Raw genomic sequence first — 15,595 nt, forward strand, 5'->3', positions numbered from 1 at the left:
CGGAGGGTGTCGATGCCCCCGCCATCAGACTCAGACTTTGCCTTTCCCATGAATAAACACTTTCCCTGTCGTCGGACATTGGCCTGCCTTTATAAAGCCTGGATGGTGATGGTCAGCGCGCTTCTCATCGCCTGCCAATCGCCGCGCGAGGCACTGCAACAACTGGCTGAAGAGCATGGACGACAATTGGAAGTCCTGCCGGGACACGCCTTCCCCCTCTTCATACTTGCGCCGCGCACGGCAGAAAAGATGACTCGCCTGCGTGTTTACCTGGAAGGCGATGGCCATTCCTGGGCGACGGCCACTCAACCCAGCCTGGATCCGAGCCCGCACAATCTGTTAGTGCCACGGCTGGCAGTCGATGATCCGACACCGAATGCGTACCTGGCACGCCCCTGCCAGTTCGTCATGACCGCAGCCTGTCAGCCAGCACTCTGGACCAACCGACGATTTTCCCAGGAAGTGGTCACCCGCCTCAGCCAGGCGTTGGACCAACTAAAACAGCGATATGGCAATAGTGAGTTCGAACTGGTGGGGTATTCAGGTGGTGCCGCTCTCGCATTATTGTTAGCGGCGCAGCGCAATGATGTTACCCAGGTGCAGACCCTTGCTGGCAATCTCAGTCCACGCCTGTGGGCGACGATGAAAGGGCTGTCGCCGCTCGACGGTTCACTGGATCCGCTGGACTACCGTGATCGACTCGCCTTATTACCCCAGCGTCATTTCATCGGAGAAGCTGACCTGATCATTCCCGGTAAGCTAGCTGATAAGTACCAACAGGCGCTTGACTCCCCCCTCTCCCAATACGTTCCTGTACCAGGAGCAAACCACGACAGTGGGTGGGAAGCAACTTGGAGCCAATGGGTCAAAACTCCGTTGGCACATGAGAATCCTCAGATTGAGGACGGGAAGGTCCGTTTAAAAACATCCGAATCCCCTTCCCCCTAGTGCCTGACCCGCCCGGGACTGCAATAGCGACTCTAACGTTCCGATTATTGCTGAATGTTCCCGTAAAACTTCAAAAAACAACTGGGACGTCGCATTTTTTAGCTTTTTGTTCGGCATTAATTATTTTTATGATGAATTGTCCTACAGGGATCATGTAAATTCGAGCGCGCTTGAATCAGCACTCACTGACAAGCTGGCAGGGATGCCTAAAAACTGACGCTGACGCGTGCGTTATTCCCTGTCAGTTTTTGCCCTGTAAGGATACTGCCTTGAACATTTCCCACCTGCGCCGCTCGTTGTTGGCGCTGTCCGTCGCGGCTGCCACTGCCACGGTCCATGCCGCAGCCGCACCCGACCTCAACTACGACCTGAGTACAGGGGCGTACAGCAACTCCGATGAGGTTTTCAATAACGCCACCTTCACCGGGACGTCGCAAAACGCAGGTGTAAATCTGATGAATGTGACCCTGGCGGGTAACTTGGTCAACCAGGGCAAAATCAACCTGACGGCTGCGACCCCCACCGACTTCCCGTCCGGTATCGCCATGACCCTCAATTCCAACGTCGGTGGCGACTTGGTAAATAATGGCGACATTACGGTGAGCGGCAACGCCGTCGTCGGGCTGGACCTGTATCTGGCAAAGATCGCTGGTGAAGTGAACAACAACGGCAACATCACTGTGACTGGCGCAAATGCCGAAGGCATGCTGATCACCTCTACCCAGGCGCGCATCAATAACTCGGGCACTATCACCGCGCGTGGCATCGACTCTGTGGGTATCGACATCGAGAAAGCACGCTTTACCGGTCAGATGGCAGGCGCTCCCTTCAAGAGTGATATCAACAACAGCGGGACTATCTCCGCTGACGGGGTCGGCATCCGCTTTCGCAGCCTCGACACCTCCGGCGGTTTCGACACCCTCTCCATCAGGCAGACAGGTGGCCTCATCGAAGGCGGCACCGCAGCCATTCTGGCGGACGACAATACCTCCCCTTCGTATTTCTACTGGCAGGGTGGTCAGGTCAAGGGTGACCTGCTGGGCCTGAGTGGTGTGCTGGTGCGAGGGGACGCGATGTTCGATGGCTCGACCATCCGCGCCGGTTACGTCGATATCGACGGTGGCCGCCTGACTCTCCTTCGCCCGCAGACCACGATTGTGGGCGACCTCGACATGGACAGCGACACTGCGCGCCTGCGCCTGCTGCTGGATAACAACACGCAGCCCAACACGCCGATCCTGAAAGTCACCGGCAATACCTTCTTCTCTCCAGGCAGCCAGGTCGAACTGCAGGCTCGCTCCGACGACTTCCGCACGTCGGCCCAGGGCACCCGCTACACCCTCATTAACTCTGGCACTTGGGAAGACCCGCAGAACCTGTCCGTGGTTTCCTCCTCAGCGCTGCTTGAAGTGAGGAACTTCGGCATCGAAGGCCAGGACGTGAAAGCACTGGTTGCCACCCGCAGTGATGAGGTGATCACACAAGACCTGCTGGGTGCCCGTGGTTCGCGCAATGCGGTGAACGCCATCACGCCGCTCAAGAACACGGCCCTGGGCCAGATGGACGAAAGCGACCCGGTATTCCAGCGTTTCGCCAGCGCCGCCACCAGTGAAGAGCTGGCCAAGCTTGCCGAAACCCTGGCCCCGGACGTCAGCCGTGGGGCGATCAACGCCGCCACCAACAGCCAGAACCTGGTCGCAAGTGCCATCAACCGCCGCGCCAGCAAAGCACGTAGCGGCCTGTCCTCCGGTGACGTCCTGGCAGAACAAGGCGTATGGCTGCAAGCGCTGTCCAGCGATGCCAACCAGGACAGCCGCCACGGTGTCGACGGCTACGACGCCAACACCAACGGCATCGCCGTGGGTGCCGACGGCAAACTCAACACCGATACCACCGTGGGCTTGGCTTACAGCTACCTGACCAGCGACGTCAAATCCGACCTGGGCAACAAAACCGACGTCAGCGGCCATGCACTGACCCTGTATGGCAACTGGGCCCGTGACAACTTCTTCGTCGACACCTCGCTGATGTATGGCTGGAACGACAACGAGTCTAAACGCTACATCGCCGGCACCCGCGCCAAGGCCGACTACGACAGTGAGATCTTCGGCGTCAACGCACTGGCAGGCTACACGTTCCAGCTCGACAAGCAGTGGCTGCTGGAACCACAGGTCGGTGCGCGCTATGCCAACGTATCGATTGATTCGTACCGTGAAAAAGGCAGCTCAGCCGCCCTCAACGTCGGCAGCCAGCGTTATGAAATCGGCGAAATGGGCCTGGGCGCTCGCCTGGCGGCCGCTTTTGACGTAGGCGTGGGCAGCCTGGAACCGGAAGCCAAGCTGATGGCCTGGCACGATTTCATCGGCGACAAGGCCGGTACCACCTCCACCTTCGTGCTCGGCGGTACCCCGTTCACCACCACCGGCGCGACACCCGCACGCGACAGCTACGAGCTGGGACTGGGCGCGAACTACCGCGTGGGCGCGTGGAGCGTGGGAGGGATGTACAACTACCTGACCAGCAGCGGTTTCGACGCCGACACCTTCACTGCGAACGTGCGTTACGATTTCTGATTAACGTGTTCGTCTGAAACAACAAAGCCCGCCAATGCGGGCTTTGTTGTTTCAGACGAGACCCGCACCACGCACCATGAACCGAGCCATTGATGACGTGGGAAAATCGCAGCCACCTGGTTTTTTACCTATGAATCAGGTGGTTGCGGATCAGCCTTACTCCCACTCAATCGTCGCCGGCGGCTTGCTCGACACGTCATAAGTAACGCGCGAAATACCTTCGATCTCATTGATGATACGGCCGCTGACGGTTTCCAGCAGTTCGTACGGCAGGTGTGCCCAACGGGCGGTCATGAAGTCGATGGTTTCTACCGCACGCAGGGCCACGACCCAGGCGTAACGACGGCCATCGCCTACAACGCCTACGGACTTAACCGGCTGGAACACCACGAACGCCTGGCTGACCTTGTGGTACCAGTCGGCCTTGCGCAGTTCTTCGATGAAGATGTGGTCGGCACGACGCAGCAGGTCGGCGTATTCCTTCTTCACTTCACCGAGGATGCGCACGCCCAGGCCCGGGCCTGGGAATGGGTGGCGGTAGACCATGTCGTACGGCAGGCCGAGTTCCAGGCCCAGACGACGGACTTCGTCCTTGAACAGTTCGCGCAGCGGTTCTACCAGCTTGAGGTTCATTTCCTCAGGCAGGCCACCCACGTTGTGGTGGGACTTGATCACGTGGGCCTTGCCGCTCTTGGCGCCGGCCGACTCGATCACGTCGGGGTAGATGGTGCCCTGGGCCAGGTACTTGATGTTGTCCAGCTTGTTGGACTGGGCATCGAACACGTCGATGAAGGTGCGACCGATGATCTTGCGCTTCTTCTCCGGGTCGGACTCGCCGGCCAGGTTGTTCAAGAACTGCTCTTCGGCGTTGGCGCGGATCACCTTGACGCCCATGTTCTCGGCGAACATGGCCATTACCTGCTCGCCTTCGTGCAGGCGCAGCAGGCCGTTGTCAACGAACACGCAGGTCAGTTGGTCGCCGATGGCCTTGTGCAGCAGCGCAGCGACCACGGAGGAGTCAACGCCGCCGGACAGACCGAGCAGCACGTTGTCGGTACCGACCTGGGCGCGTACGTTGGCGATCGCGTCTTCAGCGATTTTCGACGGGGTCCACAGGGCTTCACACTCGCAGATGTCGAGAATGAAGCGCGACAGGATGCGCCCGCCTTGCTTGGTGTGGGTCACTTCCGGGTGGAACTGCACGCCGTAGTAGCGACGCTCGTCGCTGAACATGCCGGCGATCGGGCAGCTCGGGGTGCTGGCCAGGATGTGGAAGTCTTCCGGCATCCTGGTGACCTTGTCACCGTGGCTCATCCACACGTCGAGGCCGAACAGGCCGTCGGCGTCGATGTGGTCTTCGATGCCGTCCAGCAGGCGGCTCTTGCCGACCACGTCGACACGGGCATAACCGAATTCACGCAGCTCGGAACCTTCAACCTTGCCGCCCAGTTGCTCGGCCATGGTCTGCATGCCGTAGCAGATACCAAAGACAGGAACACCCAGGTCGAACACGGCTTGCGGGCAACGCGGGCTGTTGGCTTCGTGCACGGACTCGGGGCCACCGGCGAGGATGACGCCTTTCGGTGCGAATTCGCGAATCGCTTCGTCATCCATGTCGAACGGGTGCAGTTCGCAGTACACGCCGATTTCACGCACGCGGCGGGCGATCAGCTGGGTGTACTGGGAACCGAAGTCGAGGATCAGGATGCGGTGGGCGTGAATGTCGAGGGCCATGAAGTCAGTCTCGTCTAATGAATCAGAAACAACTCGGGGCTGAAAGAACAGCCCCGGTTACTTAACGTTTTGCTGGAAGCCTCAACCTACGCGGTAGTTTGGCGCTTCCTTGGTGATCTGCACGTCGTGGACATGGGATTCAGCCATGCCGGCGCCGGTGATCCGTACGAACTCTGGCTTGGTGCGCATTTCTTCGATGTCGGCGCTGCCGGTGTAGCCCATCGAGGAACGCAGGCCGCCCATCAGTTGATGGATGATGGCGCTCAGGGTGCCCTTGTACGGCACACGGCCTTCGATGCCTTCCGGTACGAGCTTCTCGGCGCCTGCCGAAGAGTCCTGGAAGTAACGGTCGGAAGAGCCTTGCGCCTGGGACATGGCGCCCAGCGAACCCATGCCGCGGTAAGCCTTGTAGGAACGGCCCTGGAACAGTTCGATCTCGCCCGGCGCTTCTTCGGTACCGGCGAACATCGAGCCCATCATCACGCAGGAAGCACCGGCAACGATGGCCTTGGACAGGTCACCGGAGAAACGGATGCCGCCGTCGGCGATCAGCGGTACGCCAGTGCCTTCAAGGGCAGCGGCGACATTGGCGATGGCGCTGATTTGCGGCACGCCCACACCGGCAACGATACGCGTGGTGCAGATCGAGCCAGGGCCGATACCGACCTTGACCGCATCGGCACCGGCTTCGGCCAGGGCCTTGGCGGCAGCGCCGGTGGCAATGTTGCCGCCGATCACCTGCACCTCAGGGAAGTTCTGCTTGACCCAGCGAACGCGGTCGATCACGCCTTTGGAGTGACCGTGGGCGGTATCGACCACCACCACGTCAACACCGGCCGCCACCAGGGCCGAAACGCGATCACCGGTGTCTTTGCCGGTACCGACCGCAGCGCCGACGCGCAGACGACCTTGGTCATCCTTGCTGGCCAGCGGGTAAGCCTTGGCTTTTTCGATGTCGTTGACGGTCATCATGCCCTTGAGGGCGAATTTGTCGTCGACGATCAGCACGCGCTCGATACGGTGCTTGTGCAGCAGTTCGCGCACGTCGTTCTTGTCGGCACCTTCCTTGACAGTCACGAGGCGCTCTTTAGGCGTCATCACTTCGCGGACGGTGACTTCAAGACGGTTCTCGAAACGCACGTCACGGGAAGTGACGATGCCGACCAGGTCGCCATCGTGCAGTACCGGAACGCCGGAGATGTTGTGCAGGCGAGTCAGGTCGAACAGGTCACGCACGGTAGCGTCGGCTTCGATGGTGATCGGATCCTTCACCACACCGGCTTCGTAACGCTTGACCTTGCGCACTTCGGCAGCTTGCTGCTCGATGGTCATGTTCTTGTGGATGATGCCGATGCCGCCTTCCTGGGCCATGGCGATTGCCAAACGGGCTTCGGTGACGGTGTCCATGGCAGCGGAAACCAGGGGAATATTCAGCTCGATGCCACGGGTTAGGCGGGTCTTGAGACTGACTTCGTTAGGAAGCACCTCGGAATAACCGGGCACTAGGAGAATGTCGTCGAATGTCAGAGCTTCTTGGCTGATACGCAGCATCGCGGGGGCTCCCGAGCGGGAAAATGGAAGCGCGCCATTATACTCAGACACCCCCCAGGTCTCAATGTAAAACTCTGACATATTTGGGAATAGTGATAGAAGGACTACAGCTCGACTTTGACCCAGCTGATCTTCTGGTCCAGCCAATCGGCGAATTCGTCGATAAAGCTCTGCTTGAACCCCGCCTCCGCCCAGTTGTTGAAGATGAATCCCAGGTTGGAAAACCCGCACGCCTGCAGGAACAGGAAGCCGTTGATGTCATCTTCATGCCCACACAGCGGGCAGGTGAAGTTGTCGGTGTGGCCGGGCATCCAGTCTTCCAGGCTTTCGAACAGCGCCTCGCCGACTTCCTTGAGGCATTCCGGGCAGCCGGCTTCTTCGAGAAAGCCCTTGGCCGGGGTATAGATGCAGCGCTTGTAGATGATCTCCAGGCCATTGACCGGCTCGTTGAACGGCAGCGCCTCGGGGTGCAGCACCACGGCGCGGGCGCCGTCGGCCAGGGCATAGGCCATGCGGTTGCCGGTGCGGCCACAGGTGGTCAGTTCTTCCTTGATGATGTTCTTGCGCACCAGCCACCGCACGATCGCCCGGGCGCGGGGTTCGTGGACGGGCAAGGTGGAGATTTTCGGGACAAGGATGCTTTGGGAATTCATGGGAGACCTGCGGCGTGGCTTCTGGCCTCATCGCGGACAAGCCCGCGATGAGGCTCGGGAGGACGGCAGCTTAATCCCTGAAGAAATCAGGTCAAGTGCTCAAGTACCGCCCAATCAACGCAATGCCACTGGCCAGCACCAACCACGTCACCAGCCGGACGAAGGCCTCACGGGACATGCGCATGGTCAGCCTGCGCCCACACCACAGCCCCAGGGCCATCGCCGGCAGCAGGCACAGCGCCAACATCAGTAGCGGCCAGTCAGCATACACCCCGGCGATCAGGAACAGGCTCAGGCGCACCACCGTGCTGCAGCTGATCAGCGCGCTTTGGGTGGCGCGCGCCGCGTCCTTGGGCAACCGGCTGTTGAGGTAGATTGCATATAAAAAGCCACCACTGCCGAACAACGCACCGAACAACCCGCCTACGGTGCCCATGGGGATCGACCAGCCAGCGGCCAGCTGCGTTGGCCGGGTTTTTACCGCCAGACTGTAAATCGCATAGGCGCTGATAAACAGCCCCATCAGCAGCAGCAACAGGTCCGAATGCAGGTTGAGCAGAAACACCACGCCCAGGGTGCAACCGATGGCCATGCACGGCAGCAGGCGCAGCAACTCAGCCTTGTTCACGTCACGCCGCGTTTGCAGCAGGCCGCCGAAGGCCGCGACGAAATCCAGCAGCACCAACAGCGGGATGATCTTCGACAGCGGCATAAACACGAGCAGGATCGGCCCCGCCACCAGCGCCGTGCCAAAACCGGCGATGCCGAACACGATATAGGCCACCCCCACGCCCAGGCCGATCGCCAGCCAATCCATACCACCAAATGACCACTGACTCATCAGCTCAACCGGGCTCATGGGTAATTCCTTATTGAAGATGACCATCACTTTAGCCATCGGTGAGGGATGCGACTAATATCTTCAAAGCCCTCTACCCATCTCGAAAAGGCATGACGTGTGATCTCCACCCGCCAACTGCGTTACTTCGTCGAAATCGCCGACAGCGGCAGCTTCAGTGCGGCCGCCGAACGTTTGTTCGTGGCGCAATCGGCCCTGAGCCGGCAGATCAAGGAGCTGGAAAACCAACTGCAAACCCCGCTGTTCGAACGCACCGCGCGCCAGCCGCGGCTGACCGCCGCCGGTGAAGCCTTCTATCCACGGGCACGCAACCTGCTGAGCGAATTGCTCAAGGCCAGCCAGATGGCGACCCAAGTGGGCAACGGCGAATTGGGCACACTGCGCCTCAGCCATTCGAGCACCGTGCCGATGAGCGGGCCTTTATTGCAAGGCATCGGCACCTGGCTGGAGCGCTGCCCTGGGGTGTCGATGGATATCGGCAAACTGTCCTCCGAAGCGCAGCTGGAAGAAATCGCCGACGGTCGCCTGGAAGTCGGGGTGCTGCGTTTACCCGTGCTGCGCCAGCGCGAAGGTGTGCGGGTCATGCCTTTATACAGCGAACCCCTGCTGCTGGCCGTGCCTGCGAATCATGCGCTGGCACGCAGCCAGGCGCCCATCGAACTGGAGCAACTGAAAGACCAAGCGTTTATCTCGATCCCCCATCCCCAGCGCGGCGGCCTGAGTTATCTGTCGGCCGAACTGTGCATGCGTGCGGGATTTTTCCCCAAGGCCGCGCGAGTGATGTCACGCAAGACCACCCAGTTACAGTTGATCCAGGCCGGTTTCGGTATAGCCTTGCTGCCAAAGTCCATGCAGGACATCGCCCCCGCCAACGTGCACTTTTTGCCCCTGGCCGACCCGGACTGCCTGAGCACCGTCGCCCTGGCCTGCCAGCAGTCACCGAGCGCGTTGGTGGAGCAGTTCTGTCAAACCCTGCGCGAATGCCTATAAACTGCCGCCCATGATTAAAGATCCCTTTGCCCGCTTGGGCCTGGACCGCGAAGTCCTGACTGTCAGCCAGCTCAACGGCCGCGCGCGGGTGTTGCTGGAAGACGTGTTCACCAATATCTGGGTCGAAGGCGAGATCTCCAACCTCGCCCGCCCGGCCTCCGGCCATGTGTACTTCACCCTCAAGGACAGCGGCGCCCAGGTGCGCTGCGCACTGTTCCGCAATAACGCCGCGCGGGTTCGCCAGGCGTTGAAGGATGGCCTGGCGGTGAAGGTGCGCGGCAAGGTCTCGCTGTTCGAGGGCCGTGGCGACTACCAGTTGATCCTCGATACCGTGGAGCCGGCCGGGGATGGCGCGCTGCGCCTGGCCTTCGATGCCCTGAAGGAAAAACTCAGCGCCGAGGGCCTGTTCAGTGCCGAACGCAAGGTGCCGCTGCCGGCGCACCCTCGGCGTATTGGCATTATCAGCTCGCCGACCGGTGCGGTGATACGCGACATCATCAGCGTGTTCCGCCGTCGAGCGCCGAACGTTGAACTGACCTTGATCCCGACGGCCGTGCAAGGCCGCGAAGCGATCCCCCAGATTGTACGTGCGTTGAAACTCGCCGACGCCCGCGGCTTTGACGCGTTGATCCTGGCGCGTGGCGGCGGTTCGCTGGAAGACCTCTGGTGCTTCAACGAAGAAGCCGTGGCGCGGGCGGTGGATGCTTGCGTGACGCCAATCGTCAGTGCCGTCGGCCATGAAACCGATGTGTCGATCAGCGACTTCGTAGCGGACGTGCGCGCCCCCACCCCCTCCGCCGCCGCTGAACTGCTGGCGCCGGACGCCAGCCACCTGGTGCGCCAGGTGGAGAACCTGCACCGCCGCCTGGTGATGCTGATGCGCAATCGCCTGACCCACGACCGCCTGCGTCTGGAAGGCATGGCCCGGCGCCTGCGGCACCCCGGCGAACGTCTGCGCCAGCAGGCCCAGCGCCTGGATGATCTGGATATGCGCCTGCGCCGCGCCTTCGAGCGCAGCCTCAATACCCGCCGCGAACGCCTGATCCGCCTGGAAACCCGCCTCGCCGGCCAGCATCCGGGGCGCCAGTTGGCCCTGCTGCGCCAGCGCCTGGACAGCCTTGCCGAACGCCTGCCCCGCGCCATGCGCGAAGGCCTCAAGGCGCGTCGCCTGCAACTGCAAAGCCAGGTGCAGACGTTGCAGGTGGTCAGCCCGCTGGCAACCTTGGGCCGTGGCTACAGCATCCTGCTGGACGAGCGTGGCCAGGCCATCCGCAACGCCGCACAGACCCACACCGGCCAGCGCCTCACCGCGCGCCTCGGTGAAGGCCAATTGCAGGTGCGGGTGGAAGATAACCACCTGACCCCCGTCACCCTTTCGTTATTGGATTGATTGATGCCACGTTTCTTTAGTGTGTTGTTGCTGCTATGCCTCGCCGTTAACGCTCATGCCGACAGCTATATCAGCCGTACCTTGAACAAGCCGGTGCCCGGCGGCGTTGCGGTGGTTGAACTCGGCCCTTCGGCTGCCGCGCCGAAAGCCACGTACCAGGGCAAACCCGTGCTGGTGGTGAAGGAGCAGGACAACTGGCTGGCGATTGTCGGCATCCCACTGACGGTCAAACCGGGCAACGAGCGTATCAGCAGCGGCGGGCGCAGCCTGCCGTTTATCGTTGGTTACAAGAAGTACCCGGAACAGCGCATCACCTTGAAGAACAAAAGCCAGGTCAACCCGGCCCCTGCGCAACTCAAGCGCATCGAGGCGGAACTGGCGGTACAGATCAAGGCGTATCGCAGCTTCAGCCCCAACCTGCCAAGCAATCTGGTGCTGGATAAGCCGGTGAACGGGCCGCTGTCGAGCAAGTTCGGCGTGCGTCGCTTCTTCAACGGTGAAGAACGCAACCCGCATTCGGGCCTGGATTTCGCCGTACCCGCAGGCACGCCGATCAAGACTCCGGCGAACGGCAAGGTGATTCTGGTCGGTAACTACTTCTTCAACGGCAATACCGTGTTTGTCGACCACGGCCAGGGCTTTATCAGCATGTTCTGCCACATGTCGAAGATCGATGTAAAAGTCGGCGATCAACTGGTGCGCGGTACGGTGGTGGGCAAGGTCGGCGCAACCGGCCGCGCCACCGGACCGCATATGCACTGGAATGTGAGCCTGAACGATGCACGGGTCGACCCGGCGATTTTCATCGGGGCGTTCCAACCGTGAATGAAGCGATTGCGCGCCCGATAACGGTCGCGCAATTTAATCTAGCCCAGGCGCAATTCCCAACCATAAAATCCCGTTTCTTACGCAGATAAAAGAACTTCTCTCAATTTTTAGCGACTGCTTGCCATCTTTCACCCCGGCGGTTAGGGTTGAGCTTATGAAAACCTCTCACACCCTCATTCAGCTCCGCCAGCACCGCAGCCTGTGCCTTGTCAGCGCACGACTGCCAGGCTGAATCGATCTGCCTCGTCTTTACGTTTTATCCCTAAAAACAGTTCTACGGCAGGCCGCCTTTTCTCGGCCCCTACAACAAAGGATTTCCCGATGAGCATGCTCAAAGACCCGTCTTCGAAGTACCGCGCGTTTCCGACCATCGACATCCCGGATCGCACCTGGCCTTCCAAAACCATCACCACCGCGCCGATCTGGTGCAGCTCCGACCTGCGTGATGGCAACCAGTCGCTGATCGAGCCGATGGACGCGGTGAAAAAGCTGCGCTTCTGGAAGACCCTGGTCGCGGTCGGCGTGAAGGAAATCGAGGCTTCGTTCCCGGCCGCATCGCAAACCGACTTCGACTTCGTGCGTACACTGATCGAAGACAATCATATCCCCGAGGACACCACCATCCAGGTGCTGACCCAGGGCCGTGAAGACTTGATCGCACGCACCTTCGAATCCCTGCGCGGCGCCAAAAAGGCCATCGTGCACCTGTACAACGCCACGTCGCCGTCGTTCCGCCGCATCGTGTTCAACCAGGACAAGGACGGCATCAAGGCCATCGCGGTCAACGCGGCCAAGCTGTTCGTCAAGTACGCCGCCCAGCAGCCGGAAACCCAGTGGACCTTCGAATACTCGCCGGAGACCTTCAGCGCTACCGAGCTGGAGTTTGCCAAGGAAGTCTGTGATGCGGTGATCGAGGTCTGGAACCCGACGCCTGAGCACAAGATGATCCTCAACCTGCCGGCCACCGTCGAGTGCGCCACGCCGAACATCTATGCCGACCAGATCGAGTGGTTCGGTCGCCATATCAACCGTCGTGACAGCGTGATCATCAGCCTGCACACCCACAACGACCGCGGCACCGGCGTAGCCGCCACCGAGCTGGGCCTGATGGCCGGCGCGGACCGTGTCGAGGGCTGCCTGTTCGGTAACGGCGAGCGTACCGGTAACGTCGACCTCGTCACCGTGGCGTTGAACATGTACACCCAGGGCCTCGACCCGCAACTGGACTTCTCCGACATCGACGGCGTGCGCAAAGTCGTCGAGGAGTGCAACCAGATCCAGGTTCACCCCCGTCATCCGTACGTCGGCGATCTGGTGCATACCGCCTTCTCCGGTTCTCACCAGGACGCGATCCGCAAAGGCTTCTCCCAGCAGAAAGAGGATGCGCTGTGGGAAGTGCCGTACTTGCCGATCGACCCGGCCGATATCGGTCGCAGCTACGAGGCGGTGATTCGGGTGAACAGCCAGTCGGGCAAAGGCGGCATCGCCTACCTGCTGGAGCAGGAATACGACATCAGCTTGCCACGCCGCATGCAGATCGAATTCAGCCAGGTGGTCCAGGCCGAAACCGACCGCGTGGGCCTGGAGATGACCGCACCGCAGATCTACGCCTTGCTGCAGCGTGAATACCTGCAAGCCAACACCCCGTATGCGCTGGTCAGCCATCGCCTGCAGGAAGAGAACGGCAACAGCTTTGTCGAAGTGGAAGTCTCGGGCAAGGGCCAGGGCGAAACCAACCTGCACTGGAAAGGCAAAGGCAACGGCGCACTGGAAGCGCTGGTGGCCGGCCTGCCAATTGGGGTGGAGATCATGGACTACAACGAACATGCCATCGGCGCAGGCACCAACGCCAAGGCCGCGGCCTATATCGAACTGCGTGTGAACGGTGAACGCCCGGTGCATGGCGTGGGTATTGATGAAAACATCACCACGGCGAGCTTCAAGGCACTGTTCAGTGCGCTGAACCGCTCGTTGAGCCAGCAGGAAGCGAAAGCGGCGTAACCTTCGCCGTCATACAGAAGGCCCCTGGGTGAGCACCCAGGGGCCTTTTTTATTGAGTTTCAGATTTGGGTTGCCCCCGATAACGGCCTGTCAGACAAACTGAAAGCTATCGGCATCCAGGTTCGCCGGAAACCTGGTGCGATACGCCGCCAGTTCAGCCGCGCCCAGGCACACCTGGAACACACCGTCGGCCTCCCCCGCACTCAGCAGGCTCTCGCCCTGGAAATCCAGCACCTGGCTATCGCCGGTGTAGGCAAAGCCCTTGCCGTCGGTGCCCACTCGATTCACCGCCGCTACGTAGCACAGGTTCTCGATAGCCCGCGCCGGCAACAAGCGGTTCCAATGCTGGCGCCGCGCCCCCGGCCAATTGGCGGTGTAGAGCAGCAAGTCAGTGTCGTGGGCATCCCGACTCCACACCGGGAAGCGCAGGTCGTAGCAAATCAGCGGCCGAACACGCCAGCCTTTCAACTCGAACTGCACCTGGCGCTCGCCGGGGGTGTAGTGATTGTGTTCACCGGCCATACGAAACAGATGACGCTTGTCGTAGTGCAACACCTCACCATCCGGCCGCGCCCACAACAGGCGGTTGCGGTGGCTGCCATCAGCGGCCTGGATGATCACGCTGCCGGTGATCACGGCGTTGTACTTCGCAGCCTGGGCCTGGAGCCACTGATGGGTCGGGCCGTTTTCCGGCTCGGCGAGGGTTTGCGACGCCATGGAGAAACCGGTGGTGAACATTTCCGGCAGTACGATCAGGTCGGCGCCGCGGGCCTGCTCCAGCAGCCCCTCGAAATGCTCGAGGTTGGCCTGGCGGTCGTGCCAGGCCAGGATGGTCTGGACCAAGGCGATATTCAAGTCAGGCAATGCCGTCAGATCACGCATAGTTTTTCAGCCGCTTGTCGCAGCGTCTCCTCGCGTTTGGCAAAACACAGGCGCACCAGGCGCTGGCCTTGCGGTGGGCTCTGGTAGAACACCGAGACCGGGATGGTCGCCACGCCATGCTCGCGGGTCATCCACAGGGACATGGCGACGTCATCCAGGTCCGGGCGTATTTGTGAGTAATCGACCAACTGGAAGTAGGTGCCGGCCACCCGGGTAAAGCTGAAACGCGACGGTGCCAGCAGGTCGCAGAACAGGTCGCGCTTGGCCTGGTAGAACCCCGGCAGTTCATCGACGTGCTCCGGGTGTTCAGCCATGAAATCGGCCAACGCGAACTGCAACGGGGTCACGCCACAGAAATTGACGTATTGATGCACCTTGCGCAGTTCGGCCGTCAGGGCCGGTGGCGCGACCACGTAGCCGGTTTTCCAGCCGGTGACGTGGTAAGTCTTGCCGAAGGAGCTGACCACGAACGCCCGCGGGTACAGCTCTTCATGGGCCAGCACGCTGACGTGGGGCACACCGTCGAATACCAGGTGTTCGTAGACCTCGTCGCTGACCAGGTAGATATCGCGGTCGCGGATCAGTTCAGCCAACTGGTCCAGCTCGGCGCGGTTGATCAGCGCGCCGGTTGGGTTGTGCGGGGTATTGAGGATGATCATGCGCGTACGTGGCGACAGCGCGGCCTTGATCTTCTCGAAGTCCAATGCAAAGCCTTGCAGGCTCAGTTGCACATGCACGCAGCGGCCACCGGCCAGTTCGACCGAGGGCTCATAGCTGTCGTAGCAGGGGTCGAACACAATGACCTCATCGCCAGTGCGAATCACCGCCTGGATCGCGCAGAAGATCGCGGCGGTGGCGCCAGGGGTGATGGTCACTTCGCTGTCGGCATTCACCGTGGCGCCATAGCTGCGGGCGATCTTGGTCGCCACTTGCTGGCGCAAGGCCGGCAGGCCGGTCATCGGTGAATATTGGTTGTGCCCGCTGGCAACATGTTTGCCCACGGCATCGAGCAAAGCCTGAGGCCCATTGAAGTCGGGAAACCCCTGGGACAGGTTGAGCGCGCCGGTTTCGGCAGCGAGTTGCGACATGGTGGTGAAAATGGTCGTGCCGACATTTGGCAGCTTGCTGGTGATCATGGGAGCCCCCTTCGGGTGAGCTGCAAGTTTTAAGCTGCAAGCTGCAAGCA

General features: G+C 60.9%; 12 protein-coding genes. 6 read left to right on the forward strand and 6 right to left on the reverse strand.

All coding sequences use genetic code 11. The features are described from left to right. The first annotated feature begins 108 nt into the window (after positions 1 to 108). On the forward strand, positions 109 to 948 hold the full coding sequence (locus J3D60_RS15655) for an alpha/beta hydrolase (protein ID WP_141696517.1): 840 nt from the start codon (positions 109 to 111) through the stop codon (positions 946 to 948). Between the two features lie 269 nt (positions 949 to 1,217). Next, entirely contained in the window at positions 1,218 to 3,521 is a 2,304-nt protein-coding gene (locus J3D60_RS15660) for an autotransporter outer membrane beta-barrel domain-containing protein (protein WP_253491943.1), read from the forward strand. Positions 3,522 to 3,677: 156 nt separating this feature from the next. On the opposite strand, the gene guaA is transcribed toward J3D60_RS15660, so the two are convergent. The 4 genes from guaA to J3D60_RS15680 all read right to left on the reverse strand — a co-directional run bounded on the left by guaA (position 3,678) and on the right by J3D60_RS15680 (position 8,318). Next, the gene (gene guaA, locus J3D60_RS15665; protein ID WP_027605430.1) at positions 3,678 to 5,255 is read right to left on the reverse strand and encodes a glutamine-hydrolyzing GMP synthase; all 1,578 of its coding nucleotides are present in this window, start codon (positions 5,253 to 5,255) and stop codon (positions 3,678 to 3,680) included. An 81-nt stretch (positions 5,256 to 5,336) separates the two neighbouring features. Then, positions 5,337 to 6,806, reverse strand: coding sequence for an IMP dehydrogenase (gene guaB / locus J3D60_RS15670; protein ID WP_010207937.1), 1,470 nt, complete (start codon positions 6,804 to 6,806; stop codon positions 5,337 to 5,339). 104 nt (positions 6,807 to 6,910) lie between these two features. Beyond that, complete coding sequence (locus J3D60_RS15675; RefSeq protein WP_065924854.1) at positions 6,911 to 7,459, reverse strand: sugar ABC transporter ATPase; 549 nt, start codon at positions 7,457 to 7,459, stop codon at positions 6,911 to 6,913. Positions 7,460 to 7,550: 91 nt separating this feature from the next. Next, the gene (locus J3D60_RS15680) at positions 7,551 to 8,318 is read right to left on the reverse strand and encodes a sulfite exporter TauE/SafE family protein (protein ID WP_253491945.1); all 768 of its coding nucleotides are present in this window, start codon (positions 8,316 to 8,318) and stop codon (positions 7,551 to 7,553) included. 99 nt (positions 8,319 to 8,417) lie between these two features. Here J3D60_RS15680 and J3D60_RS15685 point away from each other — a divergent pair, with 99 nt between their 5' ends. From J3D60_RS15685 to leuA, 4 genes are all read left to right on the forward strand, one after another. Continuing rightward, positions 8,418 to 9,308 carry a LysR family transcriptional regulator gene (locus tag J3D60_RS15685; protein ID WP_253491946.1) on the forward strand — a complete coding sequence of 297 codons (891 nt, stop codon included), beginning with the start codon at positions 8,418 to 8,420 and terminating at the stop codon, positions 9,306 to 9,308. Positions 9,309 to 9,318: 10 nt separating this feature from the next. Beyond that, positions 9,319 to 10,698 (forward strand): exodeoxyribonuclease VII large subunit, encoded by a 1,380-nt coding sequence (xseA, locus tag J3D60_RS15690; RefSeq protein ID WP_053135528.1) that lies wholly within the window; start codon positions 9,319 to 9,321, stop codon positions 10,696 to 10,698. A 3-nt stretch (positions 10,699 to 10,701) separates the two neighbouring features. Next, a complete protein-coding gene (locus J3D60_RS15695; protein WP_065939243.1) occupies positions 10,702 to 11,523 on the forward strand; it encodes a M23 family metallopeptidase in 822 nt (273 codons plus the stop codon). 324 nt (positions 11,524 to 11,847) lie between these two features. Next, positions 11,848 to 13,527, forward strand: a complete 1,680-nt coding sequence (gene leuA, locus J3D60_RS15700) for a 2-isopropylmalate synthase (RefSeq protein ID WP_027605424.1) — start codon at positions 11,848 to 11,850, stop codon at positions 13,525 to 13,527. Positions 13,528 to 13,617: 90 nt separating this feature from the next. Here the strand turns inward: leuA and J3D60_RS15705 are convergent, their stop codons facing one another. Next, positions 13,618 to 14,409, reverse strand: coding sequence for an amidohydrolase (locus tag J3D60_RS15705; protein ID WP_065939245.1), 792 nt, complete (start codon positions 14,407 to 14,409; stop codon positions 13,618 to 13,620). Further along, the gene (locus tag J3D60_RS15710; protein ID WP_253491947.1) at positions 14,397 to 15,545 is read right to left on the reverse strand and encodes a pyridoxal phosphate-dependent aminotransferase; all 1,149 of its coding nucleotides are present in this window, start codon (positions 15,543 to 15,545) and stop codon (positions 14,397 to 14,399) included. Before J3D60_RS15710 ends, J3D60_RS15705 begins: the two co-directional genes overlap by 13 nt. Positions 15,546 to 15,595 lie beyond the last annotated feature (50 nt).

Origin of the sequence: Pseudomonas sp. S3E17, assembly GCF_024168685.1 — a bacterium.
GTDB lineage: Bacteria > Pseudomonadota > Gammaproteobacteria > Pseudomonadales > Pseudomonadaceae > Aquipseudomonas > Aquipseudomonas marginalis.